General features: G+C 75.2%; 14 protein-coding genes and 1 pseudogene. 12 read left to right on the top strand and 3 right to left on the bottom strand.

The window, feature by feature from the left end; all coding sequences use genetic code 11:
* From I6A81_RS35555 to I6A81_RS35510, 10 genes and pseudogenes are all read left to right on the top strand, one after another.
* Positions 1–339, top strand: a pseudogene (locus I6A81_RS35555) (hypothetical protein); the annotation flags it as partial.
* Between the two features lie 225 nt (positions 340–564).
* Positions 565–1,716, top strand: a complete 1,152-nt coding sequence (gene carA, locus I6A81_RS35550) for a glutamine-hydrolyzing carbamoyl-phosphate synthase small subunit (RefSeq protein WP_307875139.1) — start codon at positions 565–567, stop codon at positions 1,714–1,716.
* On the top strand, positions 1,716–5,036 hold the full coding sequence (gene carB, locus I6A81_RS35545) for a carbamoyl-phosphate synthase large subunit (protein WP_203007613.1): 3,321 nt from the start codon (positions 1,716–1,718) through the stop codon (positions 5,034–5,036). The genes carA and carB overlap by 1 nt, the downstream gene beginning before the upstream one ends.
* Before the next feature lie 2 nt (positions 5,037–5,038).
* On the top strand, positions 5,039–5,845 hold the full coding sequence (gene pyrF, locus I6A81_RS35540; protein WP_203007615.1) for an orotidine-5'-phosphate decarboxylase: 807 nt from the start codon (positions 5,039–5,041) through the stop codon (positions 5,843–5,845).
* Between the two features lie 248 nt (positions 5,846–6,093).
* Positions 6,094–6,414 carry an integration host factor, actinobacterial type gene (gene mihF / locus I6A81_RS35535; RefSeq protein WP_203007612.1) on the top strand — a complete coding sequence of 107 codons (321 nt, stop codon included), beginning with the start codon at positions 6,094–6,096 and terminating at the stop codon, positions 6,412–6,414.
* A gap of 406 nt (positions 6,415–6,820) precedes the next feature.
* Positions 6,821–7,366, top strand: a complete 546-nt coding sequence (gene gmk / locus I6A81_RS35530; protein WP_203007689.1) for a guanylate kinase — start codon at positions 6,821–6,823, stop codon at positions 7,364–7,366.
* Between the two features lie 208 nt (positions 7,367–7,574).
* Positions 7,575–7,859, top strand: a complete 285-nt coding sequence (rpoZ, locus tag I6A81_RS35525; RefSeq protein ID WP_203007690.1) for a DNA-directed RNA polymerase subunit omega — start codon at positions 7,575–7,577, stop codon at positions 7,857–7,859.
* Between the two features lie 100 nt (positions 7,860–7,959).
* Entirely contained in the window at positions 7,960–9,243 is a 1,284-nt protein-coding gene (gene coaBC, locus I6A81_RS35520; RefSeq protein ID WP_203007691.1) for a bifunctional phosphopantothenoylcysteine decarboxylase/phosphopantothenate--cysteine ligase CoaBC, read from the top strand.
* 117 nt (positions 9,244–9,360) lie between these two features.
* On the top strand, positions 9,361–10,557 hold the full coding sequence (metK, locus tag I6A81_RS35515) for a methionine adenosyltransferase (protein ID WP_203007692.1): 1,197 nt from the start codon (positions 9,361–9,363) through the stop codon (positions 10,555–10,557).
* A gap of 76 nt (positions 10,558–10,633) precedes the next feature.
* Positions 10,634–12,859 carry a primosomal protein N' gene (locus I6A81_RS35510; protein ID WP_203010429.1) on the top strand — a complete coding sequence of 742 codons (2,226 nt, stop codon included), beginning with the start codon at positions 10,634–10,636 and terminating at the stop codon, positions 12,857–12,859.
* Positions 12,860–12,873: 14 nt separating this feature from the next.
* On the opposite strand, the gene I6A81_RS35505 is transcribed toward I6A81_RS35510, so the two are convergent.
* From I6A81_RS35505 to def, 3 genes are all read right to left on the bottom strand, one after another.
* Positions 12,874–14,262 carry an RsmB/NOP family class I SAM-dependent RNA methyltransferase gene (locus I6A81_RS35505; protein WP_203010428.1) on the bottom strand — a complete coding sequence of 463 codons (1,389 nt, stop codon included), beginning with the start codon at positions 14,260–14,262 and terminating at the stop codon, positions 12,874–12,876.
* Between the two features lie 205 nt (positions 14,263–14,467).
* Positions 14,468–15,421 carry a methionyl-tRNA formyltransferase gene (gene fmt / locus I6A81_RS35500; RefSeq protein ID WP_203007479.1) on the bottom strand — a complete coding sequence of 318 codons (954 nt, stop codon included), beginning with the start codon at positions 15,419–15,421 and terminating at the stop codon, positions 14,468–14,470.
* Positions 15,422–15,689: 268 nt separating this feature from the next.
* Entirely contained in the window at positions 15,690–16,244 is a 555-nt protein-coding gene (def, locus tag I6A81_RS35495; RefSeq protein ID WP_203007480.1) for a peptide deformylase, read from the bottom strand.
* Positions 16,245–16,479: 235 nt separating this feature from the next.
* Here def and rpe point away from each other — a divergent pair, with 235 nt between their 5' ends.
* Both rpe and I6A81_RS35485 read left to right on the top strand, forming a co-directional pair.
* A complete protein-coding gene (rpe, locus tag I6A81_RS35490; protein ID WP_203007481.1) occupies positions 16,480–17,181 on the top strand; it encodes a ribulose-phosphate 3-epimerase in 702 nt (233 codons plus the stop codon).
* 32 nt (positions 17,182–17,213) lie between these two features.
* Positions 17,214–17,696 (top strand): cytidine/deoxycytidylate deaminase family protein, encoded by a 483-nt coding sequence (locus I6A81_RS35485; protein ID WP_203007482.1) that lies wholly within the window; start codon positions 17,214–17,216, stop codon positions 17,694–17,696.
* Positions 17,697–17,788 lie beyond the last annotated feature (92 nt).

Here is a 17,788-nt window from a genome sequence, read left to right as displayed (position 1 = left end):
GGCCCGGCCGGCGCGCGGCCGGCCGCCGGTGGTGGGTACGACCCCTATGGGTCGGGGCAGCGGACGCCGCCTCGCGCCTACCAGGCACCGGTACCGCCGGCCTCGCCCCCGCCGGCGGCGCGACCGCGCCCGACGCCGCGCGACCCGTACGCCGCGGCGCCGCCGGACCTGGGGGACCCGTACGCGGCCCGGCCGGGCGAGCAGGCGCCGTGGCCCGCGGACCCGTACGCGCGGCCGGGCAGGGCGGACGGGCAGAGCCCCGACCCGTACGACCCCGACCCGTACGACCCGGACCCGTACGGCGACGCGCCGCGTCGCCGCGGCCGCGGCGAGCAGTGAGCCGCCGGCCAGGACCAGGAACACCCGAACCGCGGGCACCCGAACCACGGGCAGGGCGCCGACGGGCAGGCCCCGACCGGCCGCGTGGTCGTCGCGGGGCGGGGCCGCCGCGGGACGCCGCCTGACATCGTGGCGCGCGGCCGGTGGCCGCGGCGCCGTGACCCGGCCCAACAGACCGGGCCCAACAGACGAGCCTCAGTGAGCGAGCAGGGAACGAGGGCACAGGTGGGAACAGGGGAACAGGCCAGACCGGGGCAGCCGGCGGTGCTGGTCCTGGAGGACGGCCGGGCGTTCGCCGGCGAGGCGTTCGGCGCCGTCGGCGAGACGTTCGGCGAGGCGGTGTTCTCCACCGGCATGACCGGGTACCAGGAGACGCTGAGCGACCCGTCGTACCACCGGCAGGTGGTGGTGATGACCGCGCCGCACGTCGGCAACACCGGGGTCAACGACCTCGACTACGAGTCGACCCGGATCCAGGTCGCCGGCTACGTCGTGCGCGACCCGAGCCGGATCGCCTCCAGCTGGCGTGCCCAGCGGGACCTGGGCGGCGAACTGGCGCGCGCCGGCGTCGTCGGCATCAGCGGGGTGGACACCCGGGCGCTCACCCGCCACCTGCGGGAGCGCGGCGCGATGCGCTGCGGTGTCTCGAGCCTCGACGCCGACCCGGCCGCGCTGCTGGCGAAGGTGCTCGCGAGCCCGGCGATGGTCGGCGCCGACCTCGCGCCCGAGGTGAGCACCCGCGAGCCGTACGTCGTCGCCCCGGCCGGCGGCGAGCGCCGGTTCCGGGTCGCCGCCCTTGACCTGGGGATCAAGCGCAACACGCCGCTGTCGATGGCGGCCAGGGGCTGCGAGGTGCACGTCCTGCCGGCGACGGCCACCGCCGACGACCTGCTGGCGCTCGGGCCGGACGGCGTGTTCCTGTCCAACGGCCCCGGTGACCCGGCGACCGCCGACTACGCGGTCGCCGCGGCCACGGGCGTGCTGGCCGCCGGCGTGCCGCTGTTCGGGATCTGCTTCGGCAACCAGGTGCTCGGCCGCGCTCTCGGCTTCGGCACCTACAAGCTGGTCTATGGCCACCGGGGCATCAACCAGCCGGTCCAGGACCTCACGACCGGGCAGATCGCGGTCACCTGCCACAACCACGGCTTCGCCGTCGCGGCGCCCGCCGACGGGACCCACACGGACACCCCGTTCGGCCGGGTGGCGGTCAGTCACGTCGCCCTCAACGACGGCGTCGTCGAGGGCATCGCCTGCCTGGACGTGCCCGCGTTCAGCGTTCAGTACCACCCGGAGGCGGCGGCGGGCCCGCACGACGCCCAGAGCCTGTTCGACCGGTTCTGCGAGCTCATGGCCTCCGGCCGGAAAGGGACCCCCTGATGCCGAAGCGGACGGATCTTCGCAGCGTGCTGGTGATCGGCTCCGGGCCGATCGTGATCGGCCAGGCCTGCGAGTTCGACTACTCCGGCACGCAGGCCTGCCGGGTGCTGCGCGCCGAGGGCCTGCGGGTGGTGCTGGTCAACAGCAACCCCGCGACGATCATGACGGACCCGGAGCTGGCCGACGCGACCTACGTCGAGCCCATCACGCCCGAGATCGTGGCGAAGATCATCGAGAAGGAGCGCCCGGACGCGCTGCTGGCCACCATGGGCGGCCAGACGGCGCTGAACACCGCCGTCGCGCTCTACGACGCCGGGGTGCTGGAGCGGTTCGGCGTCCAGCTCATCGGCGCGAACATCGACGCGATCCGCCGTGGCGAGGACCGCCAGCTGTTCAAGGAGATCGTCGCCACCGTCGGCGGCGAGACCGCGCGCAGCGCGATCTGCGTGACCGTCGAGGAGTGCCTGGCCGCCGCGGACGAGTTCAGCTACCCGGTGGTCGTCCGGCCGAGCTTCACCCTCGGCGGCGCCGGCAGCGGCTTCGCGCACGACCCGGACGAGCTCGCCAGGATGGCCGCCGACGGGCTGGCCGCGTCTCCCGCGACCCAGGTGCTCGTCGAGGAGTCGGTGCTCGGCTGGAAGGAGTTCGAGCTCGAGCTGATGCGTGACCGCGCCGACAACGTGGTCGTCGTCTGCTCGATCGAGAACGTCGACCCGATGGGCGTGCACACCGGCGACTCGATCACGGTCGCGCCGGCGATGACGCTCACCGACCGCGAGTACCAGGCCATGCGCGACCTGGCGCTCGCCGTGATGCGCCAGGTCGGCGTCGACGCCGGCGGCTGCAACATCCAGTTCGCCGTCAGCCCGCGCACCGGCCGGATCGTCGTCATCGAGATGAACCCGCGGGTGTCGCGCTCGTCGGCGCTCGCGTCGAAGGCGACGGGCTTCCCGATCGCGAAGATCTCGGCGAAGCTGGCGCTCGGCTACACCCTCGACGAGATCCCGAACGACATCACCCGCACGACGCCGGCGGCCTTCGAGCCGACGCTGGACTACGTCGTCGTCAAGGTGCCGCGGTTCGCGTTCGAGAAGTTCCCCGGCGCCGACGAGACGCTGACGACCCACATGAAGTCGGTCGGCGAGGCGATGGGCGTGGGGCGCAGCTACGCCGAGGCGCTGCAGAAGGCGCTGCGCTCGCTGGAGCGCCCGGCGGCCGTGTTCTCGTTCCTCCCGCCGGGCCGCCCGGCGGCCGAGCTGGTCGAGGCGTCGGCCGCCCCGCGTGACGGCCGGCTGACGACCATGCAGCAGGCGCTGCTGGCCGGCGCCGAGCCGGCCGAGCTCGTCGCGGCCACGGGCATGGACCCGTGGTTCGTCGACCAGCTGGTGCTGCTGAACGAGGTCGCGGCCGCCACCGCCGCGGCCGGGCCGGCCGACGTGGCGGCGCTGCGGCGGGCCAAGCGGGCCGGCTTCTCCGACGCCCAGCTCGCCGAGCTGTTCGGGACCAGCGAGGAGGACGTCCGCGCGTTCCGGTACGAGCACGGGATCCGGCCGGTCTTCAAGACCGTCGACACCTGCGCCGCCGAGTTCGCCTCGGCCACGCCGTACCACTACTCGGCCTACGACGAGGAGACCGAGGTCGCCCCGGGGGAGAAGCCCCGGGTGATCGTGCTCGGCAGCGGCCCGAACCGGATCGGGCAGGGCATCGAGTTCGACTACGCCTGCTGCCACGCGGTCATGGCGCTGTCCGACGCCGGCTACGAGACCATCATGGTCAACTGCAACCCGGAGACGGTCTCGACGGACTACGACACCGCCGACCGGCTCTACGTCGAGCCGCTCACGGTCGAGGACGTGCTGGAGGTCGTGCACGCCGAGCAGCAGGCGGGGCCGCTGGCCGGGGTGATCGTCCAGCTGGGCGGCCAGACCCCGCTCGGCATCGCCGCGCGGCTGGCGGCGGCCGGGGTGCCGGTCGTCGGCACCTCCCCGGCGGCGATCCACCTCGCCGAGGACCGCGGCCAGTTCGGCGAGGTGCTCGCCGCGGCCGGCCTGCCCTCGCCGCCGCACGGCGTGGCCATCTCCTACGACCAGGCGCACGCGGTCGCGGAACGGATCGGTTACCCGGTGCTGGTCCGCCCGAGCTACGTGCTCGGCGGGCGCGGCATGGAGATCGTCTACGACGACGAGATGCTGCGCGACTACATCGACCGGGCCACCCAGATCTCGCCGGAGCACCCGGTGCTCGTCGACCGGTTCCTCGACGACGCCGTCGAGATCGACGTGGACGCGCTCTACGACGGCGAGGAGCTGTACCTCGCCGGGGTGATGGAGCACATCGAGGAGGCCGGGGTGCACTCGGGCGACTCGGCCTGCGCGCTGCCCCCGATCACGCTGGGCCGCTCCGAGCTCGACCGGATCCGCGCCTCCACGCTGGCGATCGCCAAGGGCGTGGGCGTGCGCGGCCTGCTCAACGTCCAGTACGCGCTGCAGTCCGACGTGCTGTACGTCCTGGAGGCCAACCCGCGGGCGTCCCGCACCGTCCCGTTCGTCTCGAAGGCGACGGCGGTGCCGCTGGCGAAGGCGGCCAGCCGGGTGATGCTCGGCGCGACGGTCGCCGAGCTGCGCGTCGAGGGGCTGCTGCCGGCGGCCGGCGACGGCGCGACGCTGCCGCTGGACTCGCACATCGCCGTCAAGGAGGCCGTGCTGCCCTTCGGCCGGTTCCGCGACGCCGGCGGGCACGGCGTGGACACCGTGCTCGGGCCGGAGATGAAGTCCACCGGCGAGGTGATGGGCATCGACGGCGGGTTCGGCACGGCGTACGCGAAGTCGCAGGCGGCCGCGTACGCGTCGCTGCCGACGTCCGGCCGGGTGTTCGTGTCGGTCGCGAACCGGGACAAGCGGGCGATGATCTTTCCGGTCAAGCGGCTGGCGGACCTGGGCTTCGCCGTCTACGCCACCGAGGGCACGGCCGCGGTGCTGCGCCGCAACGGCGTGAAGGCGGTGGTGCTCGGCAAGCACCGCGCGCCGGCCGACGGCCTGGTCGACTGCGTCGACATGATCAGCTCGCGGCAGATCGACCTGGTGATCAACACTCCGTGGGGGGTGGGGCCGCGCCTCGACGGCTACGAGATCCGCACCGCGTGCGTCACCGCCGGCGTGCCCTGCATCACGACGATCCAGGCCGCGGCGGCCTGCGTGCAGGGCATCGAGGCGCTGGCGCGGGGTGAGCTGGGTGTGCGGCCGTTGCAGTCCTACCACGAGGAGCTGCACGCCACCTGGGCCGCGGCGGTCGGCGCCCCCGGAGCCGGGACGCGGCCGTGAGCGTGCCGGCGGGCGGGGCCCCGGCCGGCACGCCGAACGGGCGCCGGGCGCCGGTGGCGGTCGCGCTGGACGCCCCGGACACCGCGACGGCGCTGCGCTGGGGCCGGGCGGTCGCGCCGCACGTGGCGGTGCTCAAGGTCGGGATGGAGCTGTTCTACCGCGAGGGGCCCGCGGTCGTCGCCGCCCTGCGCGCCGAGGGCCTGCTCGCGGCCCCAGAGGGGCGGACGGGCCCCGCGCCGGCCGCGCCAGGGCTGTTCCTCGACCTGAAGCTGCACGACATCCCGGCGACGGTCGCTGGCGGCGTGCGTTCCGTCGCCGGGCTCGGGCCGCGGTTCCTCACGGTGCACGCGGCGGGCGGCCGGGCGATGATCCGAGCCGCCGTCGAGGAGGCCGCCGCCGCGTCGACCGGCACGCCGATCGCGATCGCCGCTGTGACTGTGCTCACATCGCTCGGCGAGGCGGACCTCGCCGCCGTCGGGCTTGCCGGACCGGCTCTCGACGCGGCCCGCAGGCTCGCCGCACTGGCCGTCGAGGCGGGCGCGACCGCGCTGGTCGCAAGCCCATGGGAGGCCGAGGTGCTCCGAAATGAGGTCGGAAAAAATGTGACTCTCATCACTCCGGGAGTGCGGTCAAAGGGGGGCGAACGGGCCGACCAGACCAGGGTGGCGACCGCCGAGGAGGCCCTCGCGGCCGGCGCGGACCTCGTCGTGATGGGCCGGCCGATCACTGCCGCGGCCGATCCCGCGGCGGTCGCGGCGAGGCTCGCGGCCACCCTGAACGGTGTCTCACGGGTCGCTGACCTGCGGTAATGCGGCGCGGCGCCGACCGGGGCGGCCGGTCGGCCCGACCGGCGACGGTGACGCTCGGCCGTCCCGGCGTGGCTCGCGGAGCGGCCTGCCCGGCCTGGCCGGGCTTGGGTTAGACGGGCCGGTGACGTCCGGTGATTTCACGTTTCGACCGGGTAAACCCACCTCGCGTGGAGTAGCCACCGCTAGACCAGCGCGACAGTACTCGCTAGGTTGCGCGTCGCGATCACCCCATTTGAGGAGGCGTAACCGTGCCCCTGCCGCCCCTGACGCCCGAGCAGCGGGCAGCCGCCCTCGAGAAGGCCGCACTTGCTCGTAAGCAGCGTGCCGATCTCAAGGAACGGCTCAAGAAGGCGGAGACGACCTTGGCCGCGGTGCTGGAACAGGCCGAGGAAGACGAGGTCGTCGGCAAGATGAAGGTCTCGGCGGTGCTGGAGGCACTTCCGGGCGTGGGCCGCGTCAGGGCCCAGCGCATCCGGGAGCGACTCGGCATCAGCCCCACCCGCCGGCTGCGTGGCCTCGGGGCCAAGCAGCGGGCCGCGCTCCTGGAGGAGTTCGGCGCGGCATCCTGACCGGTGGCGTCGGCGCGTCTCCCCGCGCCGCCGCGTATGCCGGGTCCTCGCGTGGCGCCCTCGGCGCGACGCGAGGACGTCGGCGCGGTGTCCGGGGACCCTTACGGGCGCCGGCGGCGCCGGCAAGGTGGGGCACCCGGCCGCGTCGCGGCCGGGGGCCACATGGCGTCGGACCGGCGGGGCGTTGTATGCCCCGCCGGCTCGGCCAGGAGCAACGACGAGGCTCGGCCGGACCGGGTGGGACCTTCCGTCACCGGGATGTCCCCGCTCGCTGGCCGTGCCTGCGTCCGCGAAGCCTCCGCCCGCGAGCGCGCGGGCCGGCGCGCTGTCCGGACGTGGCGCGTGGAGTCCCCGGACCCGGCGACCCGCGCCGGGGAAGCACCGGTGGTCCACCTAAGGTGGGCGGATGGGTCTCACCGTTCTCTCCGGGCCGTCCGGAGTGGGGAAAGGCACGGTCGTCGCCGCGGTGCGCCGGCTGTTCCCGGACGTCTGGGTGTCCGTCAGCGTGACCACCCGGGAGCCGAGGCCGGGGGAGACCGAGGGCGTCGAGTACCACTTCGTCGACCGGGACCAGTTCGAACGCATGGTCAAGGACGACGAGTTCGTCGAGCACGCGGAGTTCGCCGGCAACAGCTACGGCACGCCGCGCGCCCCGCTGGAGCGCCGGCTCGCCGCGGGGCTGCCCGCCCTGCTCGAGATCGAACTGCAGGGAGCCCGCCAGGTGCGCGCGGCGATGCCCGCCAGTCGGTTCGTCTTTCTCGCCCCGCCCAGCTGGGACGAGCTCGTCCGCCGGCTGACCGGCCGGGGCACCGAGGCCCCCGAGGTGGTGGCGCGCCGCCTCGAGCGCGCCCGGGTGGAGCTCGCCGCCGAGAAGGAGTTCGACGCCGTCGTCGTCAACGACGATGTCGAGGTCGCCGCTTCCAGGTTGGTATCGTTGATGACTACTGAGTGACCCCTGGGGGACGACCTCCCTGGCCTTCCGACTCCCAGGACCTCCCGACTGCGCCGAGTGACCCTCCGGTCGCCCTCCGAATGCCACAATTCTGAGGCGTCTCCTGGAGCACGCGAGGCCGGGTTCCCGGGGCTCCGACGAGGAGACCGACCCGGACGCCGTCATCGAACCGCCAGACCCGAGCACCCTAACCACCGGAAGGACCACCTTGTCCGGTACCGCCGCCCACCCCGAGGGCATCACCAACCCGCCGATCGACGAGCTGCTCGAGGCGACCGACTCGAAGTACAGCCTGGTGATCTACGCGGCGAAGCGCGCCCGCCAGATCAACGCGTACTACTCGCAGCTCGGCGAGGGCCTGCTGGAGTACGTCGGCCCGCTGGTCGAGCCCACCAGCGCCCAGGAGAAGCCGCTGTCGATCGCGCTGCGCGAGATCAACGCCGGTCTTCTCACCCACGAGGCCACTCCCGAGCCGCTGCCGCCCGTTTCCTAGCGGTGGTCGCGATCGGGGCGAGCCTGTTCGCTTCCCCTTCGGGGAAGCTCCCCGGCTCCCACGTGATGCTGACCCAGGGGGCGACCCCCTGGAACCCCCGATGGTGATCGGGGCGAGCCGCCGTCCTCGGGTCGTGCTCGGCGTCTCGGGCGGGATCGCCGCCTACAAGGCGCTGGAGGTGCTCCGCCGGCTCACCGAGTCCGGTCATGACGTCCGGGTGGTGCCGACACCGGCGGCGCTGCGCTTCGTCGGCGAGGTGACCTGGGCCGCCCTGTCGGGCAACCCGGTGCACACCGACGTGTGGGCGGACGCGGACGAGGTCGCCCACGTCCGGATCGGCCGGGAGGCCGAACTGGTGCTCGTCGTTCCCGCGACCGCCGACCTGATGAGCCGGGCCGTGGCCGGCCGCGCCGACGACCTGCTCACCGCGACGCTGCTCACCGCGACCTGCCCGGTCGTCTTCGCCCCGGCGATGCACACCGAGATGTGGGAGCACCCGGCGACCAGGGCCAACGTGGCGACCCTGCGGGAACGCGGCGCGATCGTGGTCGAGCCGGCGGTCGGCCGGCTCACCGGTCCGGACTCCGGCCCTGGGCGGCTGCCCGAGCCCGCCGAGATCGCCACGCTCGCCCGCGCGGTGCTGGCGCTCGGCCCGGCCGCCGCCCGCCCCGACCTCGCCGGCCGCCACGTCGTCGTGAGCGCCGGCGGTACCCGCGAGCACCTGGACCCGGTGCGCTTCCTGGGCAACTCGTCCAGCGGCCGGCAGGGCTACGCGCTGGCCCGCGCGGCGCTCGCCCGCGGCGCGCGGGTGACCGTCGTGGCGGCGAACGTCGCCCTGCCCGACCCCGCGGGCGCCACGGTCGTGCGCGTGACCTCCGCCCTCGACCTGGGCGCCGCCGTGCACGCGGCCGCCGCCGAGGCCGACGTGGTCGTGATGGCGGCGGCCGTCGCGGACTTCCGCCCGGCCAAGCGGGCCGACCACAAGATCAAAAAAGCGGGCGGGCCGCCCATCCCGGTGGAGCTGGAGCCGAACCCGGACGTGCTCGCAGAGCTGTGCGCCACCCGCGAGCGCCGCCCGGCCGGGCAGCTCCTGGTCGGCTTCGCCGCCGAGACGGGCGGGCCGGACGGCTCTGTGCTGGAGCTCGGCCGGGCGAAGCTCGCCCGCAAGCGCGCCGACCTGCTGGTCGTCAACGAGGTCGGCGCCGGGCGCGGCTTCGAGGTCGAGCACAACGCCGCGGTGGTGCTCGGGGCCGACGGCTCCGCCACCACGATCGAGCACACCACCAAGGACCTGCTGGCCCACCGGGTTCTCGACCTGGTCGTCGACCGCCTGGCCGGCCCCGGTGGGAACGACGCCCTCGCTGGCAATGTTGCGCGGATGTGAGCGCCACGAGGTACGACGGTGACATCGGCGCCACCGCGCCGGGCACGCTCCGTACCCCCGGGACCTCATCGGTAAACTTCGTCAGAATCTGCCGGATCCTTCAGGGGGTACCACCAAGTGGCGACGCGCCTGTTCACGTCCGAGTCCGTCACCGAGGGACACCCGGACAAGATCGCTGACCAGATCAGCGACTCCATCCTGGACGCGATGCTCAAGGACGACCCGAAGAGCCGGGTCGCCGTCGAGACGCTGATCACCACCGGTCAGGTGCACGTCGCCGGCGAGGTGACCACCAAGACCTACGTCGACATCGCCTCGGTCGTCCGGGAGCGGATCCTGGAGATCGGCTACGACTCGTCCAAGAAGGGCTTCGACGGCCACTCCTGCGGCGTGAGCGTCTCGATCGGCGCGCAGTCGCCGGACATCGCCCAGGGCGTCGACGACGCCCACGAGACGCGCGTCGGCGGCTCCACCGAGGACGACCTCGACAAGCAGGGCGCCGGCGACCAGGGCCTGATGTTCGGCTTCGCCGTCGACGAGACCCCTGAGCTCATGCCGCTGCCGATCGCGCTCGCGCACCGGCTCGCCCGACGGCTGTCCGCGGTCCGCAAGGATGGCCAGGTCGGCTACCTGCGCCCCGACGGCAAGACGCAGGTCACCATCGAGTACGTCGACGGCAAGCCGGTCCGGCTCGACACGGTCGTCGTCTCCACCCAGCACGCGGCCGATATCGACCTCGACACGCTGCTGGCGCCCGACATCAAGGAGTACGTCGTCGACCCCGAGCTGGCGACGCTCGGCATCTCCACCGAGGGCGTCCGGCTGCTGGTGAACCCGACCGGCCGCTTCGAGATCGGCGGCCCGATGGGTGACGCCGGCCTGACCGGCCGTAAGATCATCGTCGACACCTACGGCGGCTACGCCCGCCACGGCGGCGGCGCCTTCTCCGGCAAGGACCCCTCCAAGGTCGACCGGTCCGCCGCCTACGCCACCCGCTGGGTCGCCAAGAACGTCGTCGCCGCCGGACTGGCCACCAAGTGCGAGGTCCAGGTCGCCTACGCGATCGGCAAGGCGCACCCGGTCGGCCTGTTCGTCGAGACCTTTGGCACCGCCACGGTCCCCGAGGAGCAGATCTCCGACGCCATCACCCAGGTCTTCGACCTGCGCCCGGCCGCGATCATCCGCGACCTCGACCTGCTCCGCCCGATCTACGCGCCGACCGCCGCCTACGGCCACTTCGGCCGCCCCGAGCTGGACTTCACCTGGGAGTCCACCAGCCGCGCCGAGGCCCTCGCCAAGGCCGTCAAGGGCTGACCCGGCCCTCCCCAGCGTCCCGGCCCCGTTGGGACCGCCGGCGGAGGTGTCGGTGGGGGCTGGTACGAACGTGGGCATGAAGCCGCTGGACAGCCCGCTGTCCGGGCCCGAGGCCGACCCCGGTGGTGGCGACGAGGCCGAGGAGCCCGCGGCGGCGCGCCGGCCGAAGGCGCCGAAGGCGCGGCCGGTGAGCCGGGATGCCGAGATCGCGGCCGAGTTGCCGGTGGCGCGGGTCGCGGCGATGGTGCCCTTCGCGCACCTGGACCGGCCGTTCGACTATCTGGTGCCCGCGTCGATGGCCGCGGACGCCGTGCCGGGGGCTCGGGTGCGGGTCCGCTTCGCCGGCCGGCTCGTCGACGGCTTCGTCCTCGAACGGCTCGAGCGTTCCGATCACGGTGGCCGGCTCGCGCCGCTGACGAAGGTCGTCTCGCCCGAGCCGGTGCTGTCGCCGGCGGTGGCGCGGCTCGCCCGGGCGGTCGCGGACCGGTACGCCGGCACCCTGGCCGACGTCCTGCGCCTCGCCGTCCCGCCCCGGCACGCGCGCGCCGAGCGGGAGCCGGCGCCGGCGGCCGCCGTGGCCGTGGCCGTCCAGCCCGCCGCGGATCCGGGGGAGTGGCGGCTCTACCAGTCGGGAACCCCCCTGCTGGCGGCGCTCGGCGACGGGCGGGCGCCGCGGGCGGTGTGGTGGGCGCCGCCAGGGCCGGCCTGGCCCGCGATGGTCGCGACGGCGGCCCGGGCCACCGTCGCCGGCGGGCGCGGCGTGCTGGTCGTGGTGCCGGATCACCGGGACGTCGACCGGGTGGCGGCCGCCCTGGAGAGCGGCCTCGGGGCGCTGGCTCGGGACGGCGAGACGGCGCCTGGAGCCGACGCGGATCCAGGGCTGGCGGATCCGCGGCTGGTGGTGACCCTGCGGGCGGACCTGGGACCGGCCGAGCGGTACCGGCGGTTCCTGGAGGTCCGGCGCGGCGCGGCGCGGGTCGTCGTGGGCACCAGGGCGGCCGTGTTCGCGCCGGTCGAGCGCCTCGGCCTCGTGGTGGTCTGGGACGACGGCGACGACCTGCACGCCGAGCGTCTCGCTCCCTACCCGCACACCCGTGACGTCGCGGTCCTGCGTTCCCGCCTGGAGGAGGCGGGGCTCCTCATCGGCGGTCACGCCCCCTCCACCGACGCCGAGGCGCTGACCCGTTCCGGCTGGGCGCATCCGCTCGTGCTGCCCAGGACGCGGACGCGGGAGCTGGCGCCGCTCGTCCGGGCGACCGGATCGGACTGGGAGGCGGCCCGTGACGAGGCGGCCCGCACGGCGCGGCTGCCGTCGCTGGCGGTCCGCGCCGCCCGGGAGGCGCTGGCGGCGGGCCACCCCGTGCTCGTGCAGGTGCCGAGACGCGGTTACCAGCCATCGCTTGCCTGCGCGTCCTGCCGCCGCCCGGCGCGGTGCGCCCACTGCCGCGGCCCGTTGGGGCGGGCGGGCCGCGGCAGCGTGTCGACGTGCAGGTGGTGCGGCCGCCCGGCCGCCGACTGGGCCTGCCCGGGATGTTCCGACCCGCGGACGCGGGTGTCGGTCACCGGCGACCGGCGCACCGCCGAGGAGCTGGGCCGGGCCTTTTCCGGCGTGGCGCTGCGCACTTCCGGGCGAGACGAGGTGTTGGCCACCGTGCCCGCCGGCCCCGCGCTGGTGGTGGCTACCCCGGGCGCCGAGCCGGTCGCCGACGGCGGCTACGGCGCGGTGCTGCTGCTCGACGGCTGGGCGCTGCTCGGCCGTCCTGACCTGCGCGCCGGCGAGGAGACGCTGCGTCGCTGGATGAACGCGGCGGCGCTGGCCCGGCCCGGGCCGGCGGGCGGGCGGGTCGTGGTCGTCGCCGACGAGGGCCTCGCCGGCGTGCAGGCGCTCGTGCGCTGGGACCCGGCGGGGTTCGTGGCCCGCGAGGCCGACGAGCGCGCCGAGCTGGGCTTCCCGCCCGCGACGAGGATGGCGGCCGTCGAGGGCTCCGCGGCCACGCTCGCCGCCTTCCTCGACGCGGCGGCGCTGCCCGCCGCCGCCGACGTGCTCGGCCCGGTCCCGCTGCCCGAGCCGGCCCGCCCGCGAGCCGGCTCCGCCGGCCCGGGCGCCGTCGTCCCCGGCCCCGAGGGTTTTGGCTCAGGGGGCCCGGGGGCCGACGGCCCTGGGGAACGGCTGCTGATCCGGGTGCCCCGCAAGCAGGGCGGCGAGCTCGCCGCCGCCCTGCGGGCCGCCAACGGCGTCCTCGACGCCCGCCGCGCCGCCTCCGGCCTGCGCGTCCACCTGGACCCGCTGGCTCTCGGCTGACCCCTGCCCGGGGCTCAGCCGCGCAGCAGGGCCAGGAACATGGCGTCGGTGCCGTGGCGGTGGGGCCAGAGCTGGACGTAGGGGCCGTCGCCGAGGGCCGGTACGCCGGGAAGCGCCGCGCGGGCGTCGAGCACCCCGACCGCGCCGCCGCGCTGCTCGACGACCGCGCCAACCACCTCGGTGGTCTCCGCCGGGTGCGGTGAGCAGGTGACGTAGGCGACGACGCCACCCGGGCGGACCAGGTCGAGCGCGCTGACCAGCAACTGGCGCTGCAGGCCGGACAGCGCCGTCGCGTCGGCGGCTAGCTTGCGCCAGCGGGCCTCGGGCCGGCGGCGCAGCGCGCCCAGCCCGGTGCACGGCGCGTCGACCAGCACCCGGTCGACCCGGCCCGCTGGCAGCGGCGGGTACCGGCCGTCGGCGCGGACCACGAACGCGCCCGGCCGGCCGCCGAGCGCCGCGGCGACCATCGCCGCCCGCGTCGCCCGCGGCTCGCAGGCCAGCAGCGCCGGCTCCGGCAGGCCGAGACCGTCGCCGACGCCCGCGCCGCCCGTCGTCAGCAGCGCGGCGAGCAGCGCGGCCTTGCCCCCGGGGCCGGCGCACAGGTCGACGGTGACGCCGCTGTCCGCGCCGACCGTCGGGGTGCGGGCGAGCGCGAGCGCCATCAGCTGGCTGCCCTCGTCCTGGACGGCGGCCCGCCCGGCGGCGACCGACGGCAACGCCCCCGGGTCGCCGCCGCCGAGGACGACGGCGAACGGCGAGTGGCGGCCCGGCTCGGCCGAGAACCCCGCTTCGGCCGTCTCGGCGAGCAGGTCGTCGCGGCTCAGCCGGTCGGGCGGCGCGACCAGGTGGACGGCGGGGCGGGCGTCGTCGGCCTCAAGCGCGGCGCGGGTCTCGTCGAGGTCGCCGCCGAGCGCGTCGGCGATCACCTCGACGATCCAGCGCGGATGCGCCGTGACCACCGCGAGGTGACCGAACGGGTCGCGCGCGAACGGCGGCGCGGACAGCAGCGCGGCGACGTCCCCGCCGGTCTCGGCGACCCGGTCGGCGACCCGGCGCAGCACCGCGTTGGCGAACCGGACCGGCCGCTCGCCGCTGGTCGCGCGGACCAGCTCGACGGTGGTGCCGACGGCGGCGCGCGCGGGCACCCGGGTTCGCAGCAGCTGGTAGGTGCCCAGGCGAAGCGCGTCGCGCAGGCCGGCGTCGACGGTGGCCACCGGCCGGCTCGTCACCGTGTCGAGCACGCCGTCGATCAGGCCCTGCGCGCGCAGCGCCCCGTAGGTCAGCTCGGTCGCGAAGCCGCGGTCGAGGCCGGACAGCCGGCGCTGGGACAGCAGGGCGGGCAGCAGCAGGTTGGCGTAGGCACCGCGCTCGTCGACGGCCCGCAGCACCTCCCAGGCCACCATCCTGGCGCCGTCGATTCCCGCTCCCTGACCTGCGGGCCCGCCGGGGCCCCCGGAGCCCCGGGGCCGGTCGCCGCGGTGACCACCCTGGCCGCCGCGGCCGCCATGCGCGGTCACGCGCCGGCCGCCGACGGCCTCGGGCCCGCCGACCCGGCCCGCGCGCGCCACGTGGCGGCGCGCCCGAGGCGGACCGGGGGAACCGTCGCCGTCACTGGAAGGCCTCGCCCTCGGTGGGGCGCAGGCCCCGGGCCCAGGCCACGGCCGGCATCGCGGCCTTGCCCTCGGGGCGGACCTCGCCGAGCGTGACAGCCCCCGTCCCGGTGCCGGCCGCGACGGTGTCCTTCCCGAGCACGGCGAGCTGTCCGGGCGCCAGGTCCCTGGCGAGTGACGAGCGGGCCTCGCTGGCCACGGCCGGGCGGACCGGGCCCAGCTTGACCCGGTGGTCGCGGAAGGTGGTCCAGGCGCCGGGGGCCGGGGTGGCGGCGCGGATGAGCCGGTCGACCGCGTAGTCGGGCAGCGTCCAGTCGATCCGGACGTCGTCGACGGTGAGCTTCGGGGCGAGCGAGACCCCGTCCGCCGGCTGGGGACGCGCCTCGAGGATGCCGTCGTCCAGGCCGTCCATCGTCGCGGCCAGCAGCTCGGCGCCGGCGATGGCGAGCCGGTCGAGCAGGTCGCCGGCGGTGTCGCGGGGGCGGACCCGTTCGGTGAGCGCGCCGAAGACCGGGCCGGAGTCGAGCCCCTCCTCGATCTGGAAGACGCTCGCGCCGGTGACGTCCTCGCCGGCGAGCAGGGCCCGCTGCACGGGGGCGGCGCCCCGGTAGGCCGGCAGCAGCGAGAAGTGCAGGTTCACCCAGCCGCGCCGGGGGATGTCGAGCGCCGCCTTGGGCAGCAGGGCGCCGTAGGCGACCACCGGGGCGCAGTCGGGGGCGATCCCGGCCAGCGTCTCGAGGAACTCGGGGTCGCGTGGCCGCTCGGGCGTGAGCACCCGGATCCCGGCCTCGTCCGCGAGCTCCGCGACCGGGGAACGCGCGATCCTGCGCCCCCGGCCGGCGGGTCGGTCCGGCCTCGTCACGACGGCGACCACCTCGTGGCGCGGGCTGTCGAGCAGCCGGCGCAGGCTGGGGAGGGCCACCGCCGGCGTGCCGGCGAACACAAGACGCATGAGCCGTACCGATCCGCCGGGAACGTGGTCGCTGCCGCCCGGCCGTCCGTAGGTTGCTGAAATCCGGAACCTAACCTACGGCCCGGCCGACTCGGCCAGGACCGGACCGCGCCGTGCGCCAAGAGCGGGTCCGACCGCCAGCGAGGCGCGTTTGCCGAGTCCGTGGCGGTTGTCAGTTGTTAGGGCGCTCGCTGCGGGTCCGGAACGGAGACATGCCAATGAGCGTGTTTGCCAGGATGAGCGGCTCAATTGTGGACTGGAACGGTGCTCAGGTGGCGTGACCGCCGAAGAGCGGGTGCGGAGAGGTCTTGATGACGGGCTTGGCCTCGTTGGCCCACTCGGCCTCACGAATCGCCTTCATCGCGGCCTTCTTGGTCTCGCGGTCGAGCTTGTCGATGAACAGGACGCCGTCGAGGTGGTCCGTCTCGTGCTGCAGGCAGCGGGAGACGATGCCGCTCCCCTCGACCGTCACCGGGTCGCCATACATGTTCTGACCGACGGCGAGCACCCGCTCCGGCCGGCGCAGCTCGAACGCGAGGCCGGGCAGCGACAGGCAGCCCTCCTCGCCGTCCTGCATTTCCTCGCTGAACGGCCCGAGCACCGGGTTGACCAGGTGGTCGATCTCGTCGTCGTCATTGAGGTAGGTGAACACCCGCAGCGATACGCCCAGCTGCGGCGCGGCGAGCCCGGCGCCGCTGGCCTCCCACATGGTGTCGCCGAGGTCGCGGACGAGCTTGCGCAGCTCCTTGTCGAAGGTCGTCACCTCGCCGGCCTTCGTGCGTAGCACCGGATCCCCGAACAGTCGGATCTCACGAACGGACAAGTCTGACTCCTTCGGCACGGGGATGAACCCATGCTACGGCGCGAACGCGCCGGTCCCGTCCCGCGCGCGGCGGCGCGGAGGACCGGTCGGCGCGGCCAGGCGCGCCGGGCTCGGGGTGGCCGAGACGGCGGCGGGGGCGTGGCGCTGTGGCTGTGGCGCGGTGGCCGTGGCGGTGGCCGTGGCGTGGCCCGCTTGGCGGGACGGTGGCGTCCACGCGCTGGATACGCTCGGCGGCGTGGCCATCGCACAGATCTATCCCAGCTTGCTCGCCGCCGACTTCGCCCGGATCGCGGACGCGGCGCTGGTGGTCGAGGGCCGGGCCGACTGGCTGCACGTGGACGTCATGGACTACCACTTCGTGCCGAACCTGGCCTTCTCCGGCGACACGGTCACCGCGCTGCGCTCGGTGACCGACATCCCGCTCGACTGCCACCTGATGATCGAGGACCCGGACCGCTGGGCCCCCGGGTTCGCCGAGCGCGGCGCCGCCAACGTGACCATCCACGCGGAGGCGGTCGACAACCTGCCGGCCACCACGGCGGCGATCAGGGCGGAGGGCGCGCGCACCGGGCTCGCCGTCAAGCCGGCCACTCCGGTCGAGCACTACCTCGACGACCTGCACCGGTTCGACCTGCTGCTGCTGATGACGATCGATCCCGGGTTCGGCGGCCAGAAGTTCATGGACAGCGTGCTGCCCAAGATCGAGGCCGCCCGCCGGCTGCTCGACGAGCGTGACCTGGACCTGTGGCTGCAGATCGACGGCGGGGTGAACGCCGAGACGATCGAGCGGGCCGCCGCCGCCGGGGTCGACGTCTTCGTCGCCGGCACCGCCGTCTACGGCGCGGCCGACCCGGCGGCCGCCGTCGAGGCGCTGCGTGCCCAGGCGCTGCGCGCCGCCCCGCGGCTGCGCCCGCCGGCCCGCGAGGCGGCCGGCTGACCGACGGCCGGCCGACCGACAGACTGGTGGCCATGGACCAGGCGGGAACGGACCAGGCGGGAACGGACGTCGACGGCCGGTGGCTGGCGCGCGCCGTCGAGCTGGCGCGCCGCTGCCCCCCGTCGGCGACGGCGTTCTCGGTCGGCGCGGTGATCGTCGGCCCTGACGGCGAGGCGGTGCTCGCCGAGGGCTGGTCGCGGGCCGCCGACCCCCACGACCACGCCGAGGAGGCCGCGCTGCGCGACTTCGCGCCGCGCGACCCGCGCCTGGCCGGCGCCACGCTGTACAGCTCGCTGGAGCCGTGCAGCGCCCGGGCTTCGCGCCCGCGCACCTGCGCCGAGCTGACGATCGAGGCCGGGATCGGCCGGGTCGTGTTCGCCTGGCGGGAGCCGGCGCTGTTCGTCGACTGCCAGGGCGCCGAGCTGCTCGCCGCCGCCGGTGTCACCGTCGTCGAGCGCCCCGACCTCGCCGGCGGAGTACGCGAGGCCAACGCCCACCTGCTGCCCGGCCGGTGACCTGGCTGCCCGGCCGGTGACCCGTCGAACCGGCGGGTGACGGCGGACCGGCGGGTGACGGGGGATTGGTGACGTCGCCCACGTCGTGCGCG

Origin of the sequence: Frankia nepalensis (assembly GCF_016786325.1) — a bacterium.
Lineage (GTDB): Bacteria > Actinomycetota > Actinomycetes > Frankiales > Frankiaceae > Pseudofrankia > Pseudofrankia nepalensis.
Note: the sequence above shows the minus strand (reverse complement) of the source record. Positions and strands in the feature narration are given on the sequence as shown.